This window comes from Amycolatopsis sp. NBC_01307, from assembly GCF_035975215.1.
Taxonomy (GTDB): Bacteria; Actinomycetota; Actinomycetes; order Mycobacteriales; family Pseudonocardiaceae; genus Amycolatopsis.
Genome location: NZ_CP108403.1, coordinates 9686614 through 9712890, shown reverse-complemented (window position 1 = coordinate 9712890; position 26277 = coordinate 9686614). Strand labels below are relative to the sequence as shown.

Here is a 26277-nt window from a genome sequence, read left to right as displayed (position 1 = left end):
TCAGGCCAGGCGGTCGCCGGAGAGGTGGGTGGCCGCCTGTTTCACGTGCCTGAGCAGCGGGGAGACCTCCATGCTCTGCAGGCCCGGCAGGGAGCCGATCTGGTCGGAGGTGAACTCGAACAGTTCGTCCAGGTCCCGGCAGTGCGCGACCGCGTGGAGGTTGTGCGGGCCGGTCACCGCCGCGGCGAAGGCGATCTCCGGCAGCCGGGCCAGGGCGCGGCCCAGGGTCTTGACCGCCGACGGGTGCACGCGCAGCCAGAGGTTCGCTCCCGCGTGGTAGCCCAGCGCCGTCGCGGCGAGCTCGACGTCGATGTGGACGGCCCGGCGCTCCAGCAGCGTCCGCAAGCGGCGTGCCGCGCGCCCGGGCGTGAGGTCCGCCGCCGCGGCCAGGTCGACCAGGCTCGCGCGGCCGTCCTCGGCGAGCACGGCGAGCAGCCGCTCGTCGCCGGGTGTGAGGCGCACCGGCTCGCGGGCCACGACCGGGGCCTCCGTGAACGGCTCGCCGCCGGTCCCCAGCGCGGCCTCCTGCTCCGGCGTCAGCGTGCCGCGCAGGGCGGCCCAGTAGTGGCCGCGGCCGCCCATGAACTGGCGCAGCATCGCGGCCGCCTGGATGTCCAGGACGGCCGCCGTGCGCGGGAGCTGCCTGCCGAGCAGGTCGTCGCGCTGTTCCTGGCTGCGGGACCGGACCGCGCAGGTGATCTCGGCCCCCGCGGCGCACAGCGCCACCCAGCTGACGTCTTCGCGCTTCGCGAGCGCGTCGGCGATCGCCGCGACGCTGCCCGGACGGCAGCGCAACCGCACCAGCCACTTGCTCTGCCCCAGCGCACCCGGGTCGACGATGCCGGCCACCCGGACGATGCCGTCGGCCCGCAGCCGCCGGTAGCGCCGGGCGACCGCGGCTTCGGTGAGCCCGAGCGCCTCGGCGATCGCGGCGAACGACGCCCGCGGAGCTACCTGCAGCGCCCGCAGGAGACGCACATCCTCCGGCGACGCGGCGACGGATTCGGCCATCAACGCTCCTCCTGTCGAGGCAATCCTACAAATCACCCCGGCGGACGCGCGGTGAAGACGTCAGCGCGGTGAGACTGGGAAGCCGAACCCGAGGAGACGAAATGACCGAACCCACCGAACCCACCGCCCTCGTCGTCGGCGCGTCCCGCGGCCTCGGCCACGCGATCGCCACCGAGCTCTTCGACCGCGGGTGGCACGTCATCGGCACCGTCCGGGACACCACCGCCCGCACACCCCTGCACGACCTGGCGGACCGCTCCGGCGGCCGCGTCGAGGTCGAGCACCTCGACATCACCGAACCCGGGCAGCTGCCGCCCCTGCACGAGCGGCTCGCGCACCGGCGGCTCGACGTGCTCTTCATCAACGCCGGGACGACCAACAACCCGCAGACGCCGGTCGGCGAGGTCTCCACCGCCGACTTCGTCGACGTGATGGTCACCAACGCGCTCAGCCCGATGCGCGTCGTCGAGGCGCTCCGGGACCTCGTGCCGCCGGACGGGCTCATCGGCGCGATGTCTTCCGGCCAGGGCAGCATCGCGAACAACACCGCCGGCTCGCGCGAGGTCTACCGCAGCAGCAAGGCGGCGCTGAACATGTTCATGCGCAGCTTCGCGGCCCGCCCGGCCGAGGCCGAGCGCGCGCTCGTCGTCATCGCCCCCGGCTGGATCCGCACGGCTCTCGGCGGGCCGGACGCGCCGTTCACCATGGAAGAGACCGTCCCGCTGATCGTCGACGTGCTCTTGGCGAAGCGCGGCAAGCCCGGCCTCGAGTTCCTCGATCGCAACGGCGAAACCGTGCCGTGGTGACCGGCGAGTGACCGGCTAGTGGCCGGCCTTCGCGCGCAGGGCCGCGTCCTTGTCCAGGACCAGCTTCTCCAGGTCCAGCTGGAACTGCGTCATCTTCGACCGCAGGCCCTCGTCGGACGCGGCCAGGATGCGGACCGCCAGCAGGCCCGCGTTGCGCGCGCCGCCGACGGAGACCGTGGCCACCGGGACGCCCGCCGGCATCTGGACGATCGACAGCAGCGAGTCCAGGCCGTCCAGGTACTTCAGCGGCACGGGGACGCCGATCACCGGGAGGACGGTCGCCGAGGCGACCATGCCCGGGAGGTGGGCCGCGCCGCCCGCGCCCGCGATGATCACCCGGATGCCGCGCGCCACCGCCGACGTCGCGTAGTCCAGCATGCGCTGCGGGGTGCGGTGCGCCGAGTAGACGCCGACCTCGTAGCCGACGCCGAACTCGTCCAGCGCCGCGCCGGCCGCTTCCAGCACCGGCCAGTCCGAGTCGCTGCCCATGATCACGCCCACCTGCGGCGCCATAGCTGTTCTCCTAGTGGATCTCGTGGCCGTCGAGCCAGACGGCGTGGGACAGCCAGTGCGCCGAGAGCAGCGCCCGGTTGCGCAGGTCGTCCAGGCGCTCGCCGGTGAAGTTGACGTGCCCGAGCTTGCGGCCCGGCCGCTCCTGCTTGCCGTACAGGTGCACCCGCGCCTCCGGGTACCGCGCGAAGAGGTGGTGCAGCCGCTCGTCCGGCCCCATCTCGGGCAGCTCCGACGCGCCCAGCACGTTCGCCATCACGCACGCGGGCGCGACCATGTCGGTGCGGCCCAGCGGGTAGTCGAGCACCGCCCGCAGGTGCTGCTCGAACTGCGAGGTGCGCGAGCCGTCCATCGTCCAGTGCCCGGAGTTGTGCGGGCGCATCGCGAGCTCGTTGACCAGCAGGCCGGTGTCGGTCTCGAACAGCTCGACCGCCAGCAGGCCGGTGACGTCCAGCGTCGACGCGACGCGCAGCGCGAGGTCCTGCGCCTCGTGGACCCGCGCGTCCGAGAGACCCGGCGCCGGGGCGAGGACCTCGGTGTTGATGCCGCCGGTCTGGACGGTCTCGACCACGGGGTACGCCGCGCCCTGGCCGAAGGGCGAGCGGGCGACGAGCGCGGCCAGCTCCCGCCGCATCGCCACCTTCTCCTCGACCAGCAGCGGCGTGCCCGCCGCCAGGAGCTCCGGCACGGTCTCGCGCGCCTGCTGCGCGGTGTCGAGCATCCAGACGCCGCGGCCGTCGTAACCGCCGGTGGACGCCTTGAGCACCACGGGCCAGCCGTGCTCGCCGCCGAACGCCAGCACGTCGTCCACAGTGGACACTTCGGCGAAGGCGGGGCCCGGCACGCCCATGCCGGCCATCATCTCGCGCATCACCAGCTTGTTCTGCGCGAAGCCCAGCGCGGACGGCGCCGGCCGGATGACGTAACCCTCCATCGCCAGCGTCAGCAGGTGCTCACCCGGCACGTGCTCGTGGTCGAACGTGAGCACGTCGACCGAGGCCGCGAACGCCCGCAGCGCCTCGAGATCGGTGTGGTGCCCCTGCACGACGTCGCCGGCGACTAGCCCGGCGGACTCGTTTTCGCCCGCGGCGAGAACGCGCAGTGACTGACCGAGGGAGATCGCCGCCTGGTGGGTCATCCGGGCGAGCTGCCCGCCGCCCACCATGCCCACGACGGGCAGACCGGTGTGTTTGTCCATAGCGACACCAGACTAAACGGTGACCACCTGCGGTGACCGCCGGACCAGCCGTAGCTCACGCGCCGCGAGCCCGAGGATCCCCGCCGCCGCCGCGAGGACGTAGGCGTTGCCGAGGACCGAAAGGCCCAGGCCCCAGCCGAACTCCGTGTCACCGCCGTTGGGCACGAGCATCACGATCTGCGAGGCGAACAGCACCGCGACGGCCGCCGCGGCCCAGCGGCGGCCCTTCACCAGCAGCAGCGTGATCAAGGGCACGCACCAGACCCAGTGGTGCGACCACGACACCGGCGACAGCAGCAGCCCGTAGAACGCCGTCACCAGCAGCGCCGCCGCGTCTTCGCCGCGCCGGTGCAGCCGCACCACCAGCCACACCGCGGGTACGGCCAGCACCGCCGCCACCCCGACCGCCACCGCCAGCGACCAGGGCGCGAGCTCCGAAGCCCGGCTGACCAGCCCGTTGAGCGACTGGTTGAAGATCCAGTGCACCGACCCGACCCGGCTCGGGTCGGTCGCCGAATCCCGCCAGAACCGCAGCGCGTCGACCGGAATGACCGCGAACATCACCGCTTCCAGTACGACGAACGTGCCCAGCGCGCGCAGCCCGTCCTTCCACCGGCCGGTGAAGAACAGGTGCGGTACGAAGATCAGCGGGGTGAGCTTGATCGCCGCCGCCACGCCGATCAGCACGCCCGCCCAGCGCGACCGCCGCGCCGAGAGCACCAGGACGTCCAGCACCACGAACGCCATCAGTATCAAGTTGATCTGGCCCAGGAACAGCGTCTTCCACACCGGTTCCAGCGCCAGAGCGGCGGCCGTTCCCGCCGGCAGCGCCCACCACGCGGGTGAGCGCCCCGGCGACGACGAAACCACCGTGATCACGACCATAAGGGCGACCACCGACAAAAACGCGATCACGCCCCAGACCAGGCCGGACGGCACGAGCGCGAACGGCAGGAACAGCGGCGCCGCAGCCGGGGTGTAGGTGAACGGCAGCCGCACCCAGTCGGGCAGGGCGGTCAGCACGTCGCGGGTGTAGAGCGGGTCGCCGTGGACCAGCGTCAGCGCGCCGGCCCGGTACACCGCGCTGTCCGCGCCCAGGTGCCACCCCGCCAGCCAGGCGAGGACCCCGAACGCGAGGACGAGGAGTGCGAGGACCCCGGCGAGAACCCGGCCGGTGCGGGCCTCAGACGCCGGTGGGGACGTCGACATGCTCGCCGGCCGCCGCCTTCTTCTTCCGGGCCCGCCGCTGCAGGCCCCAGCGCAGCGCCAGCGCCAGCGCGAGCACCACCGGCATCAGGATGTACGCGTCGCCCAGCACGTTCTGCCAGACCGTCCAGTGCAGCTCGACGTTGCGCCCGTTGGGCAGGATCAGCAGCACGCAGCTGACGAACACGAACGCCGCCAGGAACGTCCCGACCCAGCGCTTCCACGCCGTCGCCGGGGTCGTCTTCGGCAGCCGCGACACCAGCAGCACGATCAGCGGGACCACCCACACCCAGTGGTGCGTCCACGAGATCGGCGAGATCAGCAGCGTCCAGAACGCCGTCACCAGCAGCGCGGCCAGCGCCTGGCCCTTGCGGTGGAACCGGATGAGCAGCCACAGGGCCGGGATGGCGAGCAGGAAGCCGATGCCCATGGCCGCCTTCGACGCCCACGGCGCGAGGTCGGTGGCCCGGTTCATCAGCGCGTTCAGGGACTGGTTGCCGGCCCAGTGCACCGGCCCGATCCGGCCGGTGTCGGGCAGCGTGATGGTCCAGTACTTGGCCGCGTCGTGCGCGTTGATCAGGAACATCAGGCCCTGGAGCAGCACGAACGTCGCCAGGCCACGCAGCGCGTCCTTGCGGCGGCCGGTGATGAACAGGTGCCCGAGGAACACCAGCGGCGTGAGCTTGATCGCCGCTGCGACGCCGACCAGGACGCCGCCCCAGCGACTGCCGCGCGCGCCGATGACCAGCATGTCCAGCAGGATCATGGCCATCAGGATCAGGTTGATCTGGCCGAGGAAGATCGTCCGCCACACCGGCTCGAGGCCGAGGAAGACCAGGAAGAACACGATGGTCGAGCGGGCGGGCGAGGCCCACCAGCGCGGGCCGTCGGCGGCCGGGCGGGGCAGGGCACCGATCGCGATCCGGATCGAGAGGGCCATCGCGCCCAGCGAGATCGCGGTGATCAGGCCCCAGGAGATCTGCGTCGGGAACGCCGCGAGCGGGACGAAGATCAACGCCGCCGTCGGCGGGTAGGTGAAGGGCAGCAGCGCCCACCACGGCTCGTTGGCGAGGGTGTTCGAGTCGTAGAGGGAGTCGCCGTGCAGCAGGGTCAGCGCGCCCGCGCGGTAGACCGCGCTGTCCACGCCGAGCACCCAGTCGTGCTGCCAGCCCCAGATGCCGTACCCGATCGCGACCAGCGGGATCACCGACAGGATCAAGATCGACCGCGGGCGCACGGACAGCCGGGCGAGTGACCTCCGCAGGGCCAATCGGTGCGTGGATCTGGCCGCGACTTCGCCGTCGACGTCGGTGGATACGGTCCTGGTCACCGCACCAGGAAATCATGGCGGCCCGGGTCCAGGTCAGAAGGGTCCGGGCGGAACCGGACTTTCCGGGTGTTCTACACCCTCGCGAGGCGCGCCAGCAGGTCGCAGGCCGATTCGTGGGTGGCCGGCAACCGCACCGCCGAGACGCGCGCCTGACCGGCGTCCGCCAGCTGCGCGTCGACCGACAACCGTTCGTGCAACGCCCTCCTCAGCGCGACGCCGTGGGACGCGACCTTGTCGTCGCGCTGGACGAGCGCGGCGACGACCGACGGCCCGAGCGAGGCGACGCTCTGCCCGCTGTCGAACACCGCCCGCAGGGCGTCCGCGACCAGGATCATCCCGGTCAGCCGCGGGAAGCCGGCGACGGTGCTGAGGTCCAGCGAGACGACCAGCAGCATGTGCTCCTCGGCCGCGGGCCGCTCGCGCGCCGCGGCGGCCTGGTAGAGCTCGGCCAGCCGCGTCCGCAGGTAGGCGGCCGAGGGCAGGCCGGTCAGCGGGTCGGTGACCTCGGTGTGCACGAGCTGGTCGGTGGCGACGTCCGCCCAGGCCAGCGCCGTCACCCGGAGCAGCCGGGACGGCGTGGCGTCGACGTCGGGTGAGACGAAGCCGTCACCGACGTGGTCGAGCACCGCGTGCAGCGCGGCCAGGTCGGCGAGGGTTTCGGCGAGTCCCGCGCCCGCCGCCGCGCGGGCCCGGGCCAGCCCGGCCAGCGCGATCTCGGCGGCTTCGACGCGGCCCTTGTTGAGCACGGCCGCGCAGACGGCGTCGACCTCGGGCAACGCCCAGTCGCTCGGGAAACGCCAGCCCGCGGCGAGGCTCGCCGTGCGCCAGCGGCCGCGCAGGGCGCGGAGGGTGCGGTCGCGCTCGGCGGTGGACGGAACGTCACCGGGGCCGGAACGCGTACCGGTTGCCGGAACTTCCACAGGCCACCGCCCCTTTCGTCCGGTCCGTGTCGATCTTGCTCGGTGCTTCACGATGAGGACGGTCGACGGAGTACCCCGTGACGGCGTACTCACCAGTTTTGTTAAGAAGCTTTTCTCCGAAGCTCGCGAAGGCCGGGTGATTTTCTTGCGCCGTCGGTGTCTTCACCCCCACCACGACGTGACCGCTCAGGGTGGGTCAGTCACACTTGCCTCGTGCCCCGGGCCCGCCTGTAATGGCAGGTCCAGGCCTTAGCCGACCGAGGAGTGCCGTGTCCACCATTCCCGCCGATCTCAGCGGAAAGAGTGACGCCGAGCTGATCGCGGAGGTCCGCGCCGGGAAGATCGCGTCGTACGGCGGTCTGTACGAACGCCACACCGGCGCGGCGCACAACCTCGCCCGTCAGCTGGCCCGCTCGAGCTCCGAGGCCGACGACCTGGTGTCCGAGGCCTTCGCGAAAGTGCTGGACACGCTCCGTGGTGGCAAGGGACCGGATACCGCCTTCCGGGCGTACCTGCTGACCGCCCTTCGCCACACTGCGTACGACCGGACGCGCAAGGAGCGCCGGGTCGACCTCAACGAGGACATGAGCGAGGTCGGCGGGGCCGCGGCCGAGGCGCTGACCGTCCCGTTCTCCGACACCGCCGTCGCCGGGCTCGAGCGGACGATGGCCGCGAAGGCGTTCGCGCGGCTGCCCGAACGCTGGCAGGCCGTGCTCTGGCACACCGAGATCGAGCAGCAGAGCCCGGCCGAGGTCGCGCCGCTGCTGGGGCTGACCGCGAACGGCGTCTCCGCGCTCGCCTACCGCGCCCGTGAGGGCCTGCGGCAGGCGTACCTGCAGGTCCACCTGCAGGAGAACGCCGAGGAACGCTGCCGCGCCTGCGCCGAGCGGCTCGGCGCGTGGACCCGCGACGGGCTGTCCAAGCGGGAACGCGCCCAGGTGGAGTGCCACCTCGACGAGTGCGACAACTGCCGGGCGCTGGCCGCGGAGCTGGCCGACGTCAACGGCGGCCTGCGCGCGATCATCGCCCCGATCGTCCTGGGCGGCGCCGCGCTGGGTTACCTCGCGACCATCGGCGCGGCCAAGGCGAGCGCGGCCACCGCGGCCGCGGCCGGTGCGGCCGCCGCCGGGGCCGCGGCCGCCGGTGGCAAAGCCGGCGCGGCCGCCGGGGCCGCCGCCGCGGGCCCCCGCCAGTTCGCCGGGGTCGCCGCGTCCGGGACGGCGGTCGTCGCGGCCGTCGTCATCGCGCTGACGGCCGGGGGCGGGGCGCAGGACATCCCCGCCGCGGCCCAGGTGCCGCCGCCGATCGTCCAGCCCGTCGTGCCGCCCGCACCGCCGAAACCGGCCCCGCCCGCGCCACCCGCTCCCCCGGCCCCGCCGGCGCCGCCCGCCGCGCCGCCGGTGGAACCCCCGCCCGCACCCGTCGTGCCGCCGCCCGCGCCCGCCCCCGCTCCGGAGCCGGCTCCCACACCGGCGCCGCCCGCGCCGGCCCCGCCGAAGGTGTCCGCGACGACCCCGGCCGACGGCGTCGAATTGCAGCCCGGCGCCGGGCCCGTCAGCCTGCCGATCACCGTGCGCAACGACGGCGGCAGCGTGTCCGAGCCGGTGATCGCCGCCCTGAAGCTGCCGCCGGGCGTGCACGCGGTCGAGTCGGGCGGTGGCGGCGCGCCGATGGCGTTCGCGCAGGACGCGGCCGCGCCGATCTCGGTCAACTGCCCGGGTGGCGAAGGCATGGTGACGTGCAAGACGGGCGCCGGCCTGCAACCCGGCCAGAGCGCCACGCTCAACTTCCGGCTCGAGGCCGACGAGGACGCCACGGGCGGCACGGTGACCGGCTCGGTCACCGCCGGCGTGCAGATCAACGTCGCCGTGAGCGTCAAGGTCACCGTGAAGCAGCCGCCGGACGCCGTGGTCCTGGAAGCCCAGGGCGACGGGCTTTCGGCGTTCCCGTGGACCCGCAACCCGCTGGTCTACGTGCGCGTCCGCAACACCGGCGAGACGACCCGGCCGGTCACGGTCACCTTCGACCACGCGCTCTGGCAGTGGTGGAGCCTGCGCGGCTTCCCGTGCACGCCGACCGCCGACGGCGCGAGCTGCACGACGACCGGCTCGGTGGCACCCGGCCAGCACGTCAACCTGTGGGCGCGGCTCAAGGGCCGGCCCGACGACGGGCAGGTCACGATCGGCGCGCAGCTCGGCAAGGCGTCGGCCGGACCGGTGACCGTCGACTTCGGCTGCTGGCACCACTGGTGCGGGAAGGACCCGCGGCCGCCGACCACGCCGACGACCACGCCCACTGTGCCTTCTACGTCAGACACGACGACGCCGTCGAAGCCCAAGCCGTCGCACACCCCGTCCAGCACGCCGCCGGCGACGAGCGAGCCCGAACCGACAAAAACCCCACCGCCGTCGTCGACGTCCTCAAGCGCCCCACCGGTTCCCGGCAAACCGGGCGACAAGCAGCCGACGGTCACCCCCGAAAGGGCTTTCGGCTGGTTGACCGGGTAGCGTCCGCGCGGTGCGCGAGCTGCTGAAAAAGCATCGCGAGCTCCTCCGCTTCGCCGTTGTCGGCGGGATCAGCTTCGTGATCACGATGTCCGTCAACTACGGCTTGAAGTTCACCGTGCTGCGGACCCACCCGGTCACGGCGCTGATGATCGGCGTCCTGGTCGCGACGATCTTTTCCTACGTCGCCAACCGCGAGTGGTCGTTCCGCACCCGCGGCGGCCGCGAGCGCCACCACGAGGCCGCGCTGTTCTTCCTGATCAGCGGGATCGCGCTGGGCCTGAACGCGCTGCCGCAGTGGTTCTCGCGGTACGTCCTCCACCTGCAGGCGCCGCAGCTCTCCCCGCTCGGCGTCGAAGTGGCCGACTTCGTCAGCGGCATCATCATCGGCACCCTGCTCGGCACCGTGTTCCGCTGGTGGGCGTTCAAGAAGTGGGTCTTCCCGGACGAGGACGCCCGCACCGTTGCCGTGGCCGCCGAAGCCGCGGAGGATCCGGACATTCACGGCAGCAAGGCCGCCTGAACCACAGGTCACGGCGGTGTGCTCCTAGACTGGGTCGTGTGACCGTTGTGGAGACCGTGCTCAAGCGCACGCCGGAGCCACTGCGTTCGGTGCTGATCAAGCACCGGGAGCTGCTGAAGTTCGCGATCGTGGGCGGCACGACGTTCGTGGTCGACAACGGCGTCTGGTACTTCCTCAAGCTGAGCGTGCTGGAGTCGAAACCGACCACGGCGAAGGCGATCGCGATCATCGTCGCGACGATCGTGTCGTACATCCTCAACCGCGAGTGGTCGTTCCGCACCCGCGGCGGCCGGGAACGCACCCACGAGGCCGCGCTGTTCTTCGTGATCAGCGGCGTCGCCGTCGTGGTGAACCTGATCCCGCTGTACGTCTCGCGGTACGTGCTGGACCTCGAAGTCCCGCACGTGACGCGGCTGGTGATGGAGGTCGCGGACTTCGCGAGCGGGTCGATCATCGGCATGCTGCTGGCGATGTTCTTCCGCTTCTGGGGCTTCAAGAAGTGGGTCTTCCCGGACGAGCTGGGCGAGCGCCGGCGCGACAACGGCGACGTGACCCGCCTGCGCTGAGCGCTCTCCGAAAAGTACTTGTCTCCTGACATGTAGTTGTCTACAGTCAACTCTGTCAGTGTTCCTTCGTGAGGACGCCGTCCGGGTTCGGCCGGGCGAGCGGGACGATTCGAGGTGGTTTCCGAGCGCGAAGAGGTCGCACCCGTCCGCGGGTGACGATGGAGCCTTTTCCCGACTCGACGGGACGCGTTTTCCGACGCGTCCGGACATCTCTCGTCCCTTCTTCACGAGGACATCCCTTGATCACAACCGCGCCTTCGCGCGCCCAACTGAAACATGTCAAAAAACCGGCCCTAGTCGGGCTGTTCCTGTCCGTTTTCCTCGCGATGCTCGACGCTCAGGTCGTCGCCACCGCCCTGCCGCGGATCGCCGCCGAGTTCGGCGGGACCGGGGCCTACGCCTGGGTCACCACCGCCTACCTGCTCGCCGGGAGCGTCACCGCGCCGCTCTACGGCAAGCTCGGTGACGTCTTCGGGCGCAAACGTGTGCTCCTGGGCGCGCTCGCCCTCTTCCTGCTCGGCTCGCTCGCCTGCGGCCTGGCGCCGTCGGCCGGCCTGCTGGTCGCCGGCCGCGTCCTGCAGGGCGCCGGCTCCGGAGGTCTCTTCGTCTCTGTCGGCGCTTCGCTCGGCGAGATGTTCACGCCTCGCGAAGGCGCGAAGTACTTCGGGTGGTTCTCGATCTGCTTCGCCGTCGCCTCGCTCGCGGGTCCGGTCGTCGGCGGGGTGCTCACCGGCCTGACCGGGTGGCGGTCGATCTTCCTGGTCAACCTGCCGCTCGGGCTGGTCGCCGTCGCCTTGCTGCTCAACCTCGAACTGCCGAGACGTCGCCGCGAGGCGCCGTTCGACTTCGCCGGCGTCGCTCTCCTCGGCGTGACGATCACCGGGTTCACCCTGCTCACGCCGTGGTCGATCAGCCTCGGGATCGCGGCGGCCGTCGCCTTCGTAGTCGTCGAACGGCGCGCGAAAGCCCCCGTGCTGCCGTTGCCGCTGTTCCGCGACCGGACGTTCACCGTGGCCGTCCTGCTGAGCGTGCCCGCCGGGTTCGCCTTCCTCGGCTCGATCAACTACATCGCGGTCTTCCTGCAGATCGGCGCGGGTCCGGCGGAAGGCGGCCTGCTGCTGGTGCCGATGACGCTCGCCGTGGCCGTCTCCTCCGTCGTCGCCAGCCGGGTCATCGCCCGCACCGGCCACTACCGCTGGGCACCGCGGCTGAGCATGGCGCTCGGCCTGCTCGCGATGCTCGGCCTGACGACGCTGGACGAGCACAGCCCGCTCGCGCCGGTCCTCGGCTGCCTCGTCGTCTTCGGGCTCGCGGCCGGGCTGAACATGCAGGTCCTCGCCGTGGCCACGCAGAACACCGCGCCCCGCGCGGACCTCGGCGCGGTGTCCGCGACCGTCAACCTCGCCCGCGCGCTCGGCTCGGCGCTCGGCCCGGTCGCGCTCGGCGCCGTCTTCACCGCCGGCCTGCCCGCCGGTCCCGCCCACGCGACCCACGGCGTGTTCCTCACCCTGCTGCCCGTGCTCGCGCTCGCCCTGCTCACGGCGTTCGCGCTCCCGCACGTGCCGCTCCGCGACCACCACTAGGAGAAACCCCGATGATCTTCGTCCTCGGCGCCACCGGCAAAGTCGGCCGCGCCCTCGTCCCCGCCCTGCTCGACGCCGGTGCCGCGGTCCGCGCGCTGACGCGCGACCCGGCCAAGGCCCGGATCGACCCGCGCGCCGACGTCGTCCAGGCCGACCTCGACACCGCCGACCTGCCCGCGCTGCTCGACGGCGTGGACCGCGTCTTCGTGCTGACCCAAGGGGCCCACCACGAACCGGCGGTCGCGCAGGCCGCCGCCCGGGCCGGTGCCACCCACCTCGTCAAGCTGTCCACCACTGGTGTCCACTTCGGACAGCCGGATCCGATCACGCTGGCCCACGCCGAAGCCGAGCAGGCCGTGCGCGAAGCCGGTCCGGCGTGGACGATCCTGCGGCCCGGCGCGTTCATGGACAACCGCTTCGCCTGGCTGCGCACGATTCGCGAGGAGAACGCCGTGTACGTGCCCGAAGGCGACCCGGCGTCCGCGCTGGTGCACGTCCGGGACATCGCCGCGGTCGCGACGCTCGCGCTCACGACGTCCGCCCACGAAGGCGCGACCTACCAACTCACCGGCGGCGAGGCGCTTACCACCGAACGGCAGGTCGCGATCCTGTCGGACGCGCTCGGCCGCGAGATCGAGTACGTCGAAGAGCCGGAAAGCGCGGCCCGCCAACGCATGACGCGCATGTACGGCTGGCCCGCCGAAGCCGTCGACGGCTTCTTCGCGCTGAAGCGGGCGTCCGCCGATCACGAGCACGTCGTCTTCGGCACCGTCGAGCGGCTGCTCGGCCGGCCGCCGCTGACCTTCGCCGGCTGGGCGCGTGAGAACGCGGCCGCGTTCACCTACCCTTACCGGGGGTGACGGCGGGGAGGTGAGGCGGGTGGCCGGCAGCTTGCGCGTCCTCGTCGTGGACGACCACCCGCTGTTCCGCTTCGGCGTGTGCACGCTGCTGGCCAACGAGCCCGGCATCGAGGTCGCGGGCGAGGCGGCGAGCGGCGCGAACGCGATCAGCGCGGCCGCGGCGCTGCGCCCGGACGTCGTGGTGATGGACCTGCACCTGCCCGACCTGTCCGGGATCCAGGCGACCCGGCACATCGTGGCCGAGCGCCCGGACGCCGGCGTGCTGATGCTGACGATGGCCGACGAGAGCGAGTCGGTCTTCGCGGCGATGCGCGCCGGCGCCCGCGGTTACCTGCTCAAGGACGCCGAGCCGGACGAGATCGTGCGGGCCGTGCGCGCGGTGGCGCGTGGCGAGGCGATCTTCGGGCCCGACATCGCCAACCGCGTCCTCGGCTTCTTCAGCCAGCCGCCGCCGATCAGCGACCCGGTGTTCCCGGAGCTGACCGGGCGCGAGCGCGAAGTGCTCTCGCTCATCGCGGCCGGGCACAACAACGGCGTCATCGCGAACATGCTGTGCCTGAGCCCGAAAACGGTGCGCAACCACATCTCGAACGTCTTCGCCAAGCTGCACGTCGCGGACCGGGCCGAGGCGATCGTCCGGGCCCGCGAAGCCGGCCTCGGGCTCCCCTGACCCGGGCGACAATCGGGACACCGGTCCCATGCGCCCGGGACACCCCGGCGGGCAGGCTGGAGGCCTGCACCGTGCGAGGGGAATGGGGGGCGATGTTCGAATCCGACCGGACGCCGGTGGTGGTGCGTGCCACCGATCCGATCCTGCACAACGGCGTCTGCGTGGCGCTGCGTTCGCGTGCCGACGTCCGGGTGGTGGACGGGGACCCGGCGGCGTCGGCCGGGGTCGCGCTGCTGGTCGCCGACCGGCTCGACGAGCCGATGACCCGGCTGCTGTCCGCGCTGCACCACCAGGGTTTCACCCGGATCGTGCTGGTCGCGGGCGAGGTCGACGACAACGAGGTCCTGGGCGCCGTCGAGCACGGCGTCTGCGCGGTCGCCCGCCGCGCCGACGCCGGCCCGGAGGTGCTCGTCCGGCTGATCAAGGCCGCCGCGGCCGGCGAGGGCGCCCTGCCGCCGGACCTGCTCGGCCGGCTGCTGAACCGGGTGTCCCGTCTGCAGCGCCAGGTGCTCGAGCCGCGCGGCCTGTCCGCGGGCGGCATGAGCAACCGCGAGACGGAGGTGCTGCGCCTGGTCGCGGCCGGGTATTCGACGCAGGAGATCGCCGACCGGCTGAGCTACTCGCAGCGCACGGTGAAGAGCATCCTGCACGACGTGACCAACCGGTTCCAGCTGCGCAACCGGTCGCACGCGGTCGCCTACGCCCTCCGCGAAGGGCTGATCTGACCCATGATCGCCCAGGTCGACGACGCCTTGTGCCAGCTGCTGCGACCCTGCCTGCCCGCGGGGACGCAGATCCGGCTCGATCCGCCGAAACCGACCTGGCAGACGGAGTCGCAGGTACGGAGCGTGGAGCTGTTCCTCTTCGCGCTGCGCGACGCCGTCGGGGCGGAAGAAGAGAGGGAGGGGAAGCGCGCGGCCCGGCGCTGCGCGCTTTCCTACCTCGTCACCGCACGGGCCGGGGCGGTCCGGGAGGAGCACGACCTGCTCGACGCCGCGCTGAACGCCGTCCTCAGCGCGGAATCGCCGCTGCGGGTGGAGCTGGGCGCGACCGATCCGGCCCAGCTGTGGACGAGCCTCGGCATGCCCGCGCGAGCCGGGTTCGTCCTGCTCGTGACGGCCGACATCGGTTAACGCGGGACGCGCTCGGCGGGCCAGCGCACCTCGGGGACGTCGCTCGGCTTGGGGACCTTGAGGAACAGGCTGAACACGGCCGGACGGCGGTTCGACAGCTCGAGCCGGCCGCCGTCGGCCTCGACCAGGGCCCGGGCCAGCGCCAGCCCGACGCCGGTGGAGCCACCGCCGGAGAAACCGCGTTCGAAGATGTGCGGGGCCAGCTCGTCAGGGACGCCGGAACCGGTGTCGCTGACCTCGACGACCACCGTGCCCTCGGCGTCACCGCGGCGGGCGACCACGCTCACCGTGCCCGAGCCGTGGCGCAGCGCGTTGTCCAGCAGGACGCCGATGACCTCGCGCAGGCGCCCGGGCGTGGCCCGCGCCATCAGGCCGTCGGCGACGCGCATCCGCAGGTTGCGGCCCTCCGAGCGGAGCAGCTCGCGCCACTCCTGCGCCATCTTGGGCAGCTGGTTCGGCAGGTCGACGGGTTCGGCGCCGACCTCACGCGCGGCGCGCGCGGCCGCCAGCAGCCCTTCGAGCGCCTCGGCGAGCCTGTCCGCCTGCTCCTGGGCCGCCTTCGACTCGTCGGCCACTTCGCCGTCCGGGTGGACGGTGAGCGGTTCGAGCCGCAGCTGCAACGCCGTCAGCCGGCTGCGCAGCTGGTGCGAGACGTCCCCGACCAGCTGCCGTTCCCGCTGGACGAGCTGGGCGAGCGCGGTGCCGGACGCGTCCAGCGCCTCGGCGACCATGTCGAGCTCGCCGACGCCGTAGCGGCTGGGGTCGGGCCGGAAGTCGCCGCCGCCGAGCCGCGACGCGCGTTCGGCGACGTGCCGCAGCGGCTTGGCCAGCCGCCGCGCCGTCACCAGCGCCACCACCGCGCCGGTGGTGATCGACAGCAGCACCAACAGGATGACGACGAGCGTCACCGTCGTCTGCCGCTCGTGCATCGGGCCGGCCGGGACGGCGATCTCGACCTTGCCGTCGCGGGCCAGGTCGGCCGTCTCGGTGACGGTGTCGGCGCCAGGGTCGCTGCCGTAGCGCTTCTCGATCTGGTTGCTGGCGCGGACGGTCAGCAGGCCGTTGACCGGGACCGCGGCCCGCACCTGGTCGAGGTCGATGTCCTGGCCGTTCGCGATCTCGGTGTCGAGGATCGCCGCCGCGGCGCGCGCGTTTTCCGCGAGCGTCTCGCGGTAGCTCGACTCGATCTGCCAGCTCGCCACGATGCCCAGCGGGATGCCGAGCACCGCCGCGGTGACCGCGACGGCGAGGAGGATGGCCAGCAGGATGCGGCGGCGCACGGCTTATTCGGCGTTGAAGCGGAAGCCGACGCCGCGGACCGTGGCGATCCGCCGTTCGCCGTCGTGGGTCTTGCTGGTGCGCCCGGCGGCCTCGTCGGCGGCGATGGCGAGCTTCCGCCGCAGCCACGACATGTGCATGTCGAGCGTCTTGGACGTCTTCGACTCGAGGTCGTTCCACACCTCGGCGAGGATCTCGTCCCGGCTGACGACCTGCCCGGCGCGGGTCATCAGGACGCGCAGCAGCTCGAACTCCTTGTTCGCCAGCTGCACCTCGTGCAGGTCGACGGTCACGAGCCGGGCGCCGAGGTCCATCCGGACCCCGCCGGCCTCGAGCACCTCGGGCACCCGGCGGCGCAGCAGCGCGCGGATCCGGGCGAGGAGCTCGGCCAGCCGGAACGGCTTGGCGACGTAGTCGTCGGCCCCCGCGTCGAGGCCGACGACGAAGTCGACCTCGTCGGTTCGGGCCGTGAGCATCAGGACGGGCAGCTCGGTGCCGTTGGCCCGGAGGCGCCGGCAGACCTCCAGCCCGTCCATCCCGGGCAGCCCCAGGTCCAGGACGAGCAGGTCGACGCGCTGGGCGGCGGTGGCGTCGAGCACCGAAGGGCCGTCGGTGACGACGTGGATCTCGTATCCCTCACGTTCGAGGGCGCGGGAGAGCGGTTCGGCGATAGCCGGATCGTCTTCGGCGAGTAGGACCATGCTCACCTGGCCAACTCTACGGCGGGGAGGCGTGAAACCATCGTGACCGTGCCTGGCTACGGAGATGATCTGGCCCTCGCCACCCGGCTGGCTGACGCCGCCGACGCGATCACGACGGCGCGCTTCCGCGCCCTGGACCTGAGGGTGGAGCGCAAACCCGACCGCACCCCGGTGACCGACGCGGACACCGCCGTCGAAGACGCGATCCGCGCGGTGCTGGCTGCGGAGCGGCCGGAAGACGCCGTGCTCGGCGAGGAGCGCGGCGGCTCGGCCGCGACCGGCCGGGCCTGGGTGCTCGACCCGATCGACGGCACCAAGAACTTCCTGCGGGGTGTACCCGTTTGGGCGACCCTGATCGCCCTGGTGGTCGACGGCGACCCGGTCGTCGGCATGATTTGCGCGCCCCTGCTGGGCCGCCGCTGGTGGGCGGCTACGGGTTCGGGAGCGTTCTCTTCGGACTCTGCCGGGACCCGGCAGCTGTCGGTTTCCGGCGTTTCCTCCCTTTCGGACGCCTACGTGTCCACCACGGACGTGAACTCGTGGCGTGAGTACCACTCGCGTGAGAAGTACCTGGACCTGCTCGACGCGTGCTGGGAGTCCCGCGCGTTCGGCGACTTCTGGCAGCACGTCCTGGTCGCGGAGGGCGCGATGGACGTCGCGGCCGAGTGCATCGTGAACCCGTGGGACGTCGCGGCGGCGCAGGTGATCGTCACGGAAGCGGGCGGCCGCTTCTCGGACCTGGACGGCGCGGGCCGCTACGACAACGGAAGCGCACTGTCGACGAACGGCCTCCTGCACGACGACGTGCTGGGGATCCTCAAGCGTTGACCCGGGCTCTGTTCAGGAGATCCTTCCCACGTCGAAGCCGTGCTCGATGAGACGTCGGCGCGCGGTGTCCCGCTCGGCGTCGGTGACAGCGGGGGCGTACTCGGAGCGCAGAACGGACGCTTCGATCGAGCTTCTTCTCCTACCAAAGCCTGGTGAAGCCGTCCGACGCGTCGCGCTCACGAAGCGAGGGGCGGCTCCGACACCGCTGTGCAGAGTTGACCATCTCCAGGAACTGTTTGGCGCGGTAGTTGATCGTCCTCGCCAGGTAGCGGTACCCGTCGTACAGCTCGTCGGTGAACTCTGCCCGCAGTCGATTCGCCTCGGAACGACTTGACGGGATAGGCCGCTTGGCGGGCACTTCTTGACCGGCCTGAACCGCCGGTGATTCACTCCCAGTGCTCGCCGGGTCACCCCTGCTTTCTGACAACGTTGTCAACCCCTGCGGTGACCCGCTCACCCCGGGAGGAAGAGCATGCGCAGAGTCGTCACCGCGGCTTTGATCGTTCCCCTCATCACAGCCGTGGCCACCCCCGCCTACGCCGAGCCCGACCACGCCAAGGACCTCGCCGCCTACGTCAATCCCTTCGTCGGCGCCAAGGCCGGCGACACGCCCGAGACCAACACCTACGCCGGCGACACCTTCCCCGGCGCCGACGTCCCCTTCGGCATGGTCCAGTGGAGCCCCGACACGCCCCTGCAGCCCAAGCCGCCCGCCGGGCAGGGCCGGTACTACGCCCGCGACCGCGACGGCGGTTACGCCTGGGAAGAGAACAAGCTCCGCGGCTTCAGCCTCACCCACTTCAACGGCGCCGGCTGCGGCGGTGCGGCCGGCGACATCCCGTTCTTGCCATTCGCCGGGAACATCACGACGTCGCCCGCGGTCGACGCCACCCGGTACTTCCCCACCTTCAGCCACGCCGACGAGTCCGCGTCCCCCGGCTACTACAAGGTCACCACCGGCTCCGGCATCACCACCGAGCTGACCGCGACGCAGCGCTCCGGCCTCGGCCGGTTCACCTTCCCGAAGAACTCCCCCGCGACCCTCCTGATCGACGTCGCCCAGTCCGCGATGGGCAGCGACGATGCGTCCGTGACGGTCGACCCGGCCACGCGGACCGTCGAAGGCTGGGTGTCGAGCGGGCACTTCTGCCGCGGCCCCAACACCTACAAGGTCTATTTCACCGCCTCCTTCGACCAGCCGTTCACGACGTCCGGCACCTGGCAGAACGCCGCCGTGACGCCGGGTGCGACCACCGCCCGCGGCGGCGACCTGAGCAAGGACACCTGGGACAAGCAGGTCGTCACCCCCGACGGCGGCGCGGGCGCCTACCTGAGCTTCGACCCGGCCAAGCCGGTCCAGGTCCGCGTTGGACTGTCCTATGTGGACGCCAACGGTGCGCGGCTCAACGCGAAGACCGAGCAGCGCCAGGACTCCTTCGACACCGTCAAGGCCAAGGCCCGCCAGAGCTGGAACGCGCGCCTGAACCAGATCGCCGTCGAAGGCGGCACGGACGCGGCCACGCGCACCTTCTACACCGCGCTCTACCACACGCTCCTGCAACCGAACGTCTTCTCCGATGTGGACGGTCGTTACCCCGGCTTCGACAAGGCGATCCACCGCGCCAAACCGGGCCACGCGCAGTACGCGAACTTCTCCGGCTGGGACACCTACCGCGACGAGGTCCAGCTGCTGTCGATGCTCGCGCCGCACGAGGCCGCCGACATGGCGCAGTCCATGCTCAACCAGGCGAACCAGGCCGGCGGCGTCTGGGACCGCTGGTCGCAGAACAACGACTTCATGGGTGTGATGGGCGGCGACCCCTACCACTCGATCATCGCCAGCACGTACGCCTTCGGCGCCACGGACTTCGACGCCGCGCAGGCGTTGAAGTCGATGGTCACCGGCGCCACCCGCGTCCAGCAGGCCGGTGAACGCGCCCTCGAACGCCCCGGTCTGTCCGACTACCAGACACTGGGCTACCACCCGAACAACGTCTCCGACATGCTCGAAGACACGACTGCCGACTTCGGCATCGCGCAGCTGGCGCAGCGGCTCGGCCAGAAGAACACCTACCAGCAGTTCATGACCCGCGCGCAGTACTGGGAAAACGTCTACAACCCGGCCACCGGCTACCTGCAGACCCGGATGCGCGACGGCCAGTTCCTCTCGCCGTTCGATCCCGCGGAGTACCAGGAAATGCGCTACCAGGAAGGGAACGCGGCGCAGTACACGTGGATGGTGCCGTACAACGTCCGCGGCCTCTTCGACGCGATGGGCGGCGACGACGCCGTCAAGAAGCGCCTCGACTTCTTCTTCACCAAGCTGAACAGCGACGCCAGTTCGCCGTACGCGTTCATGTCGAACGAGCCGTCGTTCGAGGTGCCGTGGGAGTACGCCTACGCGGGCGCGCCGTCGAAGACGCAGGACATCGTGCGCCGCTCGGCGGAGCTGCTGTTCAAGCCGACGGAGGACGGCCTGCCCGGCAACGACGACCTCGGCGCGACGTCGGCGTGGTACGTCTTCGCCGCGCTCGGCATGTACCCGGAGGCGCCGGGGCGCGCCGAGATGGTGCTGGCCAGCCCGATGTTCCCGAAGATCACGCTCACCCGGGCGACCGGGCAGCGGCTCACGATCACCGCGCCCGGCGCGTCCAGCTCGGTGAAGTACGTGAAGAGCCTGAAGGTGAACGGGAAGGCGAGCACGAAGCCGTGGCTGCCGGAGTCGTTCGCGGTGAACGGCGGCCGGCTGGACTTCACGCTCGGCGCGTCGCCGACGTCGTGGGGTTCCGGCGCTTCGGACGCTCCGCCGTCCTTCCGCGACGGCGAGGTGCCGGTGCGCGGCCGCGTCGGCCCGGGCCGGATCGTCGTCGCGCCCGGTGGTGCGGCGACGGCGGCCACCGTGACGGCGGAGGGCATCACCGGGTCGGGCCAGGTGACCTGGCACGCCAAGCCGCCGGCCGGGATTACCGTGACGCCGTCGAGCGGGACGCTCACGGTGGGCGCTCACGGCACGGCGTCGCAGCAGGTGAAGGTCACCGCCGCGGCCGGGACGCCGGACGCCTACGCGAGCGTGCCGGTGGAGTTCGGCGGGCAGCTGCCGTCGTACCTGCCGGTGACCGTCGGGAAGCCGGGGACGATGCAGGCGGCGAACACGAACGTCGGCGTCACGGACGACCGGTTCGTCCAGTACGGCGACTTCGGCGAGACGGACCTCTACCCCGGCCAGTTCGCCTATTCAGCCCAGGGCCTGGCCAAGAGCGGCGTCAAGCCGGGCGAGAAGGTGCGGGAGTTCACCTGGCCGTCGAGCCCGGCCGGCTCACCGGACAACGTGATCGCCGCGGGGCAAACGCTTGCGGTCCAGGCTCCGGCGGGCGCGACGAAGCTGTCGTTCCTCGGCTCGGCGACCGGCGGTGACGCGCAGGGCAGCGTCACCGTCACCTATACCGACGGCTCGACGCAGCAGGGCGCGCTGGGCCTGTCGGAGTGGCTGCTCCAGGGCGGCACGGAGACCCCGCAGTTCGGGAACACCGTCGTCGCGCAAGTGCCGTACGTGAACTCCGCGTTCCCGCGGTACATGTTCCGGCTGTCGCGGCCGTACACGTCGTACCTGTTCGCGACGGCGCCGATCGTCCTGGACCCGGCCAAGCAGGTCCGCAGCATCACCCTGCCGACGTCCACCGGCGCCGGCGCCGCGCACGTCTTCACCTACGCCGTGTCCTGAGCCTCAAAGCCGTGAATGCCACATTGAGGGACCAAGTGTCCCTCAATGTGGCATTCACGGACTTCTACTTGCCCGGCAGCAGGCCGACGGCGCCGCGGGCGACCTGCGCCCAGGCCAGCCGGCCGAAGAGGTAGTGGCACGCGACCTGTTCGCTGGTGAACCGGGCCCAGTCGTAGCGGTTGCCCTGTTCGCGCCAGAACACCTCCCACGCCCCGTCTTCGCCCTGCATCAGGCACCAGGCGTTGTCGACCTCGGCGCCGAGCGAGACGACCTCGGTCGGCACCCCCAGCACGCCGAGCCAGCGCTGGATCGACTGCGTGTTCATGCGTCCTCCCCCTTGGCCTCGGCCAGGTAGCCGAGGGTGACGAGTTCGTCCGCTCCCAGCAGGGCCCGGTACCGGGTGCCACCGCCGACCTGACCGAACCAGTGCGCCGATTCCGAGCGCCACATGGGCACCTTGCGCACCACGACGTACCGCCGGTACTCGGCGTCGCGCGTGCCCGGTGGCAGCGAGCGTTCCCCGAACGGCGTGCCGTCGGCGGCGAAAACGCGCCCGTACGCCGGTCCGAAGCGGTCGAGCACGGTGTCGACCGGGACCATCACCGGCACCGCGCGGTACAGGCTGCCGTCGGGGTACTGCTCACCCGGCGGCCAGGCGTACTCGGGCCCGAGCGGGCCGTCGCCGAGGACGAACCGGCGGATCCACACGGCCTGCGTCGCGTGCGCGTACGGCACGTAGTCCGCGGTGACGTACCGCGGGACCGGCAGCGGCGCCGCGGTCGGCGACCGGCGGAACCCGGCGGTGACGTTGGTGAGGGCCTGGTCGTCGAAGATCAGCCGGGCGTCCGGGTGGTCGTTGGGCGGGAAGCCGTCCGGGTCGTCGGGCAGCGGCAGCTGCAACGCGGGCTTGTCCATCGCGATCGGCAGGTGCCCGATCGGGAACATGTGGACCAGGAACAGCGCGACGACGCTTTCCCGTTCCGTGCGCGGCGAGCCGAGCGGCGGCAGCGGCGTGGGCGAGCCCGGGCTCATCGGCGGGCCCGCGACCGGCGGTGGCGGGCCGGCGGGTGCCGGCGGGGCCGGGGGCAGCGGGTACGGCGGCAGCAGCGGCGACACCGCGTGCGGCCACGGCGCGGGGCTGCCCGAAGGCGGCGTCGGCGCCTCTTCGAACGCGCCCGAGTCCGTCAGGCCGTAGCCGGGCAGCTGGATCGGCCCGGTATCCAGATCCGGGTCGAGGTCGACCTCGACCGGCTCGGAGCCCGCCTCGGAAGGCTCGGTCACACCCATCCTCCGGCTCGGTCGGTGCCCACGGGCACAGAACTCTTCGACGCGGCCGCGGCGCTGCCGGTCCCCCTTGATACCGCACCCCGCCACAGCCGGGTCAACCGAGGTCAGCTCAGCGCGGCGACCACCCGGGACGGGCTCGGGCGGCCGAGCTGTCCCGCCATCCACGTACTGGTCGCCACCAGGGCGGCCAGGTCGACGCCGTGGGCGACGCCGAGCCCGTCCAGCATCCACACGAGGTCCTCGGTGGCGAGGTTGCCGGTGGCCGACTCGGCGTACGGGCAGCCGCCGAGGCCGCCCGCCGACGAATCCACAGTAGACACTCCACATCGGAGCGCCGCGAGGGTGTTGGCCAGAGCCTGACCGTAGGTGTCGTGGAAGTGCACGGCCAAAGTACCGACATCGCCGAACAGCCCGATCAGCGTCTCGACCTGCCCCGCCGTCGCGACGCCGATGGTGTCGCCGAGTGAGAGCTGCGTGCAGCCCAGCTCCAGCAGCCGGCGGCCCGCGTCGGCGACCTGCTTCGCCGGCACGACGCCTTCCCACGGGTCGCCGAAGCACATCGACAGGTAGCCACGGACGTCCAGCCCGGCCTCGCGGGCCCGCGTGACCACCGGCTCGAACATCGCGAACTGCTCGTCGAGCGAGGAGTTGAGGTTCTTGCGCGCGAACGTCTCCGTCGCGCTCGCGAAGATCGCGATGTGCTCGACGCCGGCTTCGAGCGCGCGGTCCAGGCCGCGCTCGTTCGGCACCAGCACCGGGTAGCGGACGCCGTCGCGGCGGTCCAGCCCGGCCAGCAGCCGCTCGGCGTCGGCCAGCTGCGGCACCCACTTCGGGTGCACGAAGCTGGTCGCCTCCAGCGTCGTCAGGCCCGCGGCGGCGAGCCGGTCGAGGAACTCCAGCTTGACCTCGACCGGGACGATCGTCTTCTCGTTCTGGAGGCCGTCCCGCGGGCCGACCTCCCAGATCGTGACCCGCTCCGGCAACTCACCCGTGGCGGGGACCCGTTCCGGCAGGCCCAGTTCACGCGTGCCCATCAGCGTCGTCGGTCGCCGCGCGGTTGCGGCGGCAACGGCTCGGTCTGCTGGGGCGCCGGCGCGTGGTAGTCGTCGTTCGGGTTGTCGTTGACCTCGCGGTAGATCACCGTGTGCACCCGCTCGACGTGCGGGATGTCCTCGAACCGCAGCGGCTCGTGCGACGCCGACTCGATGATCAGCGTGCCGCAGCCGAAGACCCGGTCGAGCAGGCCGTGCTCGAACTGGACGCTGTTGATGCGGCTCATCGGGATGTCGATGCCGGTGCGCTTCAGCACACCCTCACGGGCGATGAGGCGGTCGGTCGTCACGATGAAGTGGGTGGTGCGCCAGCGCACGAACGGCGTGAGGAACAGCCACACGACCAGCACGAGAGCGACCACCCCGATGGCGATCAGCCCGACCGTGTTCCACGGCGAGCCGGCGTCCCTCGCGAGGATCGCGAGCCAGGTGCCCGCGCCCAGGGTGACCAGCAGCGCGAGCGTCGGGAAGATCAGCATCTTGAAGTGCGGGTGACTGTGCACCACGACGTGCTCTTGCTCGCTGAGCAAATCGTCCGGATAAGCCACGGCGGACGCTCCCAAGGTCGGTGCGGCGGTGTCGTCCCACCGTACCGGCGAGACGCCTGGCCGGTACGTGCAACGCCCCAAACTTTCAGGCCGGGCGGACGTGCACCACGTCACCCGCGAACACGGTGTGCCGCTGACCGCCCGCCATGTCGACCTGGAGCTGCCCCGCGGCGTCGATGTCGGCGGCGCGGCCGACGAGGGACGTCCCGTCCGGCAGCTGCACCTCGACGTCCTGGCCGAGGGTCGCGCAGTGGGCGCGGTAGTCCCCGAGCAGGCCCGCTTCGGTGAGGTCGCCCGCCGCGTAGCGCCAGCGCCGTTCGAGGTCGTCGAACTCCGTGAGCAGCGCGATGGCGACGTCGGTGCGGTCGGTGGTCGTGGCGCCGTGCTCGGCGAGCGACGTCGCGGGCAGCCCGCCCGGCCCCGGCCGGACGTCGCCGAGCGGCAGGACGTTGAGCCCGATCCCGAGCACGATCGACGGGTCCGTGCCGCCGACGGCCTCGGCGAGGATGCCGGCGCACTTCGCGCCGCCGATGAGGACGTCGTTCGGCCACTTCAGCACGGCGTCGACGCCGAGACCGGCGGCGGCCGCGCGGACGGCGAGCCCGGCGACGACGGACAGTGACCCGAGCGCCGAGAACGACACGCCGGAGGGCCGCAGCGCGACGCTCAGGTACAGCCCCGCGCCCTTCGGCGAACTCCAGGTCCGGGCGCGCCTGCCGACCCCCGCGGTCTGCGTCTCGGCCAGCAGCACTGTCCGGTCCGCGGCGCCGTCGTCGACGGCTTTGCGCAGGTCGGCGTTGGTGGACCCGGTCGTGTCGACGACGTCGATCTTCGCGTAGCGGTCCTTGAGCGCCGCGCTCAGGCGGGCGGCGTCGATCTCAGGCATGTGCCCACCATATGGGAGTCCCCCTAACGTGCAAGCCGCTCGCTCGTTCACACAGAGGTGCGCTCTTCTAAGTTGGACCCCGTGACGACCAAGCCGACTTCCTGGGCTCGTGGTGCGGCCCTGCGCGGCCTCGTCGCGCTCCCGCTCGTCGCCGGGCTGGTCACGGCGGGCTGGCTGCTGGCGGACCGCACCCCGGAGCCCGCACCGGCCGCCGCACCGCCGCTGCCGACGGCCGCCGGCGCGGCGTCGGGCCCGTCGGTCCTCGAAGTGAGCGCACCGGTGAAGGCCCAGGAACCGGGTCAGGGCGCGTCCGGCGCGGGCGGCAAGACCCCGCTGCAGCAGTGGGCCGACCAGCTGGCCGGCCCCCTCGACATCCCCGCGAACGCGCTCATCGGCTACGCCAACGGCGAGCTGGCGCTGCGCGGCGAAGACCCGTCGTGCCACCTGTCGTGGGTCACGCTCGCCGGCGTCGGCTCGGCCGCGTCGAACCACGGCCGCGGCGGCGGGAGCCTGCTCGGGCTGTCGGCGGCGCAGTTCAAGAAGTACGGCGCGAGCATCCCGGGCGTCGCGAAGCCTGCCGCGGACGACCCCAGCTCGGCGTCGGTCGCGGCCGGCCGGTCGCTCTGCGCGGGCGGCACCGACCTCGGCGCCGGCGCGGGCTGGTGGAAGGCGATCGCGAGCTACCACCCGGGCGGCGAGGCGGAGCTGTTCCGCCAGCGCGTGCTCGGCACGGCCCAGCTGTACGCGACGCTCTCGCTCGACCCGGCCCGCGCGGGCACCCCGTCGGTCCAGGCGGCCCGGTTCGCCCTCGGCCAGCTCGGCCTCCCGTACGTCTGGGGCGGCAACGGCCCGGACGCGGGCGCGGCCGGCTTCGACTGCTCGGGCCTGACGAAGGCGTCGTACGACAGCGCGGGTGTCGCGCTGCCGCGCACGGCGGACAGCCAGTTCCGCGCGATCCCGGCGGTCCCGCCGTCTCAGGAGCCGCGCCTGGGCGACCTGGTGTTCTACGGCAGCCCGGCGACCCGCATCCACCACGTCGGCCTGTACCTCGGCAACGGCTTGATGATCAACGCGCCGACCGAGGGTCAGGCCATCCAGATCCACACGTACCACTCGAAGGGCGACGACTACGCGGGCGCGGGCCGCCCCGCCTGAG

Annotated in this window: 25 protein-coding genes; 12 read left to right on the top strand and 13 right to left on the bottom strand. The window is 72.0% G+C overall.

Annotated elements, in window-relative coordinates:
- Positions 1–1011: an Lrp/AsnC family transcriptional regulator gene (locus OG439_RS43770; RefSeq protein WP_326946248.1), complete on the bottom strand. Its 1011-nt coding sequence runs from the start codon at positions 1009–1011 to the stop codon at positions 1–3.
- 101 nt (positions 1012–1112) lie between these two features.
- On the opposite strand from OG439_RS43770, the gene OG439_RS43765 reads away from it, so the two are divergent.
- Positions 1113–1817 carry an SDR family NAD(P)-dependent oxidoreductase gene (locus OG439_RS43765; protein WP_326946247.1) on the top strand — a complete coding sequence of 235 codons (705 nt, stop codon included), beginning with the start codon at positions 1113–1115 and terminating at the stop codon, positions 1815–1817.
- A 15-nt stretch (positions 1818–1832) separates the two neighbouring features.
- Here the strand turns inward: OG439_RS43765 and purE are convergent, their stop codons facing one another.
- The 5 genes from purE to OG439_RS43740 form a co-directional block, all read right to left on the bottom strand.
- On the bottom strand, positions 1833–2330 hold the full coding sequence (gene purE, locus OG439_RS43760) for a 5-(carboxyamino)imidazole ribonucleotide mutase (RefSeq protein WP_247060933.1): 498 nt from the start codon (positions 2328–2330) through the stop codon (positions 1833–1835).
- Positions 2331–2340: 10 nt separating this feature from the next.
- The gene (locus tag OG439_RS43755; protein WP_326946246.1) at positions 2341–3525 is read right to left on the bottom strand and encodes a 5-(carboxyamino)imidazole ribonucleotide synthase; all 1185 of its coding nucleotides are present in this window, start codon (positions 3523–3525) and stop codon (positions 2341–2343) included.
- A 12-nt stretch (positions 3526–3537) separates the two neighbouring features.
- Positions 3538–4734 (bottom strand): glycosyltransferase 87 family protein, encoded by a 1197-nt coding sequence (locus tag OG439_RS43750; RefSeq protein ID WP_326946245.1) that lies wholly within the window; start codon positions 4732–4734, stop codon positions 3538–3540.
- A complete protein-coding gene (locus OG439_RS43745; RefSeq protein WP_326946244.1) occupies positions 4709–6061 on the bottom strand; it encodes a glycosyltransferase 87 family protein in 1353 nt (450 codons plus the stop codon). The genes OG439_RS43750 and OG439_RS43745 overlap by 26 nt, the downstream gene beginning before the upstream one ends.
- Positions 6062–6132: 71 nt before the next feature.
- Positions 6133–6981 (bottom strand): GGDEF domain-containing protein, encoded by an 849-nt coding sequence (locus OG439_RS43740; RefSeq protein ID WP_326946243.1) that lies wholly within the window; start codon positions 6979–6981, stop codon positions 6133–6135.
- Between the two features lie 269 nt (positions 6982–7250).
- Here OG439_RS43740 and OG439_RS43735 point away from each other — a divergent pair, with 269 nt between their 5' ends.
- The 8 genes from OG439_RS43735 to OG439_RS43700 all read left to right on the top strand — a co-directional run bounded on the left by OG439_RS43735 (position 7251) and on the right by OG439_RS43700 (position 14820).
- Positions 7251–9488 carry a sigma-70 family RNA polymerase sigma factor gene (locus tag OG439_RS43735; protein ID WP_326946242.1) on the top strand — a complete coding sequence of 746 codons (2238 nt, stop codon included), beginning with the start codon at positions 7251–7253 and terminating at the stop codon, positions 9486–9488.
- 10 nt (positions 9489–9498) lie between these two features.
- Complete coding sequence (locus tag OG439_RS43730) at positions 9499–10008, top strand: GtrA family protein (RefSeq protein ID WP_326946241.1); 510 nt, start codon at positions 9499–9501, stop codon at positions 10006–10008.
- A 38-nt stretch (positions 10009–10046) separates the two neighbouring features.
- On the top strand, positions 10047–10574 hold the full coding sequence (locus OG439_RS43725; protein ID WP_247060924.1) for a GtrA family protein: 528 nt from the start codon (positions 10047–10049) through the stop codon (positions 10572–10574).
- A gap of 239 nt (positions 10575–10813) precedes the next feature.
- The gene (locus OG439_RS43720) at positions 10814–12157 is read left to right on the top strand and encodes an MFS transporter (protein WP_442792259.1); all 1344 of its coding nucleotides are present in this window, start codon (positions 10814–10816) and stop codon (positions 12155–12157) included.
- Between the two features lie 11 nt (positions 12158–12168).
- Positions 12169–13017, top strand: a complete 849-nt coding sequence (locus OG439_RS43715) for an NAD(P)H-binding protein (RefSeq protein ID WP_326946240.1) — start codon at positions 12169–12171, stop codon at positions 13015–13017.
- Positions 13018–13036: 19 nt separating this feature from the next.
- Positions 13037–13687: a response regulator transcription factor gene (locus OG439_RS43710; RefSeq protein WP_326946239.1), complete on the top strand. Its 651-nt coding sequence runs from the start codon at positions 13037–13039 to the stop codon at positions 13685–13687.
- Between the two features lie 92 nt (positions 13688–13779).
- On the top strand, positions 13780–14412 hold the full coding sequence (locus tag OG439_RS43705; RefSeq protein ID WP_326946238.1) for a response regulator transcription factor: 633 nt from the start codon (positions 13780–13782) through the stop codon (positions 14410–14412).
- 3 nt (positions 14413–14415) lie between these two features.
- Positions 14416–14820, top strand: coding sequence for a Pvc16 family protein (locus OG439_RS43700; protein ID WP_326946237.1), 405 nt, complete (start codon positions 14416–14418; stop codon positions 14818–14820).
- On the opposite strand, the gene OG439_RS43695 is transcribed toward OG439_RS43700, so the two are convergent.
- Positions 14817–16100 carry an ATP-binding protein gene (locus OG439_RS43695; RefSeq protein ID WP_326946236.1) on the bottom strand — a complete coding sequence of 428 codons (1284 nt, stop codon included), beginning with the start codon at positions 16098–16100 and terminating at the stop codon, positions 14817–14819. The genes OG439_RS43700 and OG439_RS43695 overlap by 4 nt on opposite strands.
- A 3-nt stretch (positions 16101–16103) precedes the next feature.
- Positions 16104–16799 carry a response regulator transcription factor gene (locus OG439_RS43690; protein ID WP_247063947.1) on the bottom strand — a complete coding sequence of 232 codons (696 nt, stop codon included), beginning with the start codon at positions 16797–16799 and terminating at the stop codon, positions 16104–16106.
- A 42-nt stretch (positions 16800–16841) separates the two neighbouring features.
- On the opposite strand from OG439_RS43690, the gene hisN reads away from it, so the two are divergent.
- Both hisN and OG439_RS43680 read left to right on the top strand, forming a co-directional pair.
- The gene (hisN, locus tag OG439_RS43685) at positions 16842–17627 is read left to right on the top strand and encodes a histidinol-phosphatase (protein ID WP_326946235.1); all 786 of its coding nucleotides are present in this window, start codon (positions 16842–16844) and stop codon (positions 17625–17627) included.
- 472 nt (positions 17628–18099) lie between these two features.
- Entirely contained in the window at positions 18100–21348 is a 3249-nt protein-coding gene (locus tag OG439_RS43680; RefSeq protein WP_326946234.1) for a GH92 family glycosyl hydrolase, read from the top strand.
- Between the two features lie 64 nt (positions 21349–21412).
- Here OG439_RS43680 and OG439_RS43675 read toward each other — a convergent pair whose 3' ends face one another.
- From OG439_RS43675 to OG439_RS43655, 5 genes are all read right to left on the bottom strand, one after another.
- Positions 21413–21673: a hypothetical protein gene (locus OG439_RS43675; RefSeq protein ID WP_247060908.1), complete on the bottom strand. Its 261-nt coding sequence runs from the start codon at positions 21671–21673 to the stop codon at positions 21413–21415.
- Positions 21670–22635 (bottom strand): TNT domain-containing protein, encoded by a 966-nt coding sequence (locus tag OG439_RS43670; protein WP_442792258.1) that lies wholly within the window; start codon positions 22633–22635, stop codon positions 21670–21672. The genes OG439_RS43675 and OG439_RS43670 overlap by 4 nt, the downstream gene beginning before the upstream one ends.
- Before the next feature lie 104 nt (positions 22636–22739).
- Entirely contained in the window at positions 22740–23669 is a 930-nt protein-coding gene (locus tag OG439_RS43665) for a hydroxymethylglutaryl-CoA lyase (protein ID WP_326946232.1), read from the bottom strand.
- Complete coding sequence (locus OG439_RS43660) at positions 23669–24235, bottom strand: PH domain-containing protein (RefSeq protein ID WP_247060903.1); 567 nt, start codon at positions 24233–24235, stop codon at positions 23669–23671. The genes OG439_RS43665 and OG439_RS43660 overlap by 1 nt, the downstream gene beginning before the upstream one ends.
- An 85-nt stretch (positions 24236–24320) precedes the next feature.
- Positions 24321–25121, bottom strand: a complete 801-nt coding sequence (locus OG439_RS43655) for a biotin--[acetyl-CoA-carboxylase] ligase (RefSeq protein WP_326946231.1) — start codon at positions 25119–25121, stop codon at positions 24321–24323.
- 81 nt (positions 25122–25202) lie between these two features.
- Between OG439_RS43655 and OG439_RS43650 the strand changes: the two genes are divergently transcribed.
- Entirely contained in the window at positions 25203–26276 is a 1074-nt protein-coding gene (locus OG439_RS43650) for a C40 family peptidase (protein WP_247060899.1), read from the top strand.
- Position 26277: the final 1 nt, after the last annotated feature.

Bases quoted from the DNA above. Each gene is read 5' to 3' on its own strand.
- OG439_RS43770 (WP_326946248.1), bottom strand. From the start codon at position 1,011: ATGGCCGAATCCGTCGCCGCGTCGCCGGAGGATGTGCGTCTCCTGCGG.
- OG439_RS43765 (WP_326946247.1), top strand. From the start codon at position 1,113: ATGACCGAACCCACCGAACCCACCGCCCTCGTCGTCGGCGCGTCCCGC.
- purE (WP_247060933.1), bottom strand. From the start codon at position 2,330: ATGGCGCCGCAGGTGGGCGTGATCATGGGCAGCGACTCGGACTGGCCG.
- OG439_RS43755 (WP_326946246.1), bottom strand. From the start codon at position 3,525: ATGGACAAACACACCGGTCTGCCCGTCGTGGGCATGGTGGGCGGCGGG.
- OG439_RS43750 (WP_326946245.1), bottom strand. From the start codon at position 4,734: ATGTCGACGTCCCCACCGGCGTCTGAGGCCCGCACCGGCCGGGTTCTC.
- OG439_RS43715 (WP_326946240.1), top strand. From the start codon at position 12,169: ATGATCTTCGTCCTCGGCGCCACCGGCAAAGTCGGCCGCGCCCTCGTC.
- OG439_RS43705 (WP_326946238.1), top strand. From the start codon at position 13,780: ATGTTCGAATCCGACCGGACGCCGGTGGTGGTGCGTGCCACCGATCCG.
- OG439_RS43700 (WP_326946237.1), top strand. From the start codon at position 14,416: ATGATCGCCCAGGTCGACGACGCCTTGTGCCAGCTGCTGCGACCCTGC.
- OG439_RS43690 (WP_247063947.1), bottom strand. From the start codon at position 16,799: ATGGTCCTACTCGCCGAAGACGATCCGGCTATCGCCGAACCGCTCTCC.
- OG439_RS43680 (WP_326946234.1), top strand. From the start codon at position 18,100: ATGCGCAGAGTCGTCACCGCGGCTTTGATCGTTCCCCTCATCACAGCC.
- OG439_RS43675 (WP_247060908.1), bottom strand. From the start codon at position 21,673: ATGAACACGCAGTCGATCCAGCGCTGGCTCGGCGTGCTGGGGGTGCCG.
- OG439_RS43670 (WP_442792258.1), bottom strand. From the start codon at position 22,635: ATGGGTGTGACCGAGCCTTCCGAGGCGGGCTCCGAGCCGGTCGAGGTC.
- OG439_RS43665 (WP_326946232.1), bottom strand. From the start codon at position 23,669: ATGGGCACGCGTGAACTGGGCCTGCCGGAACGGGTCCCCGCCACGGGT.
- OG439_RS43655 (WP_326946231.1), bottom strand. From the start codon at position 25,121: ATGCCTGAGATCGACGCCGCCCGCCTGAGCGCGGCGCTCAAGGACCGC.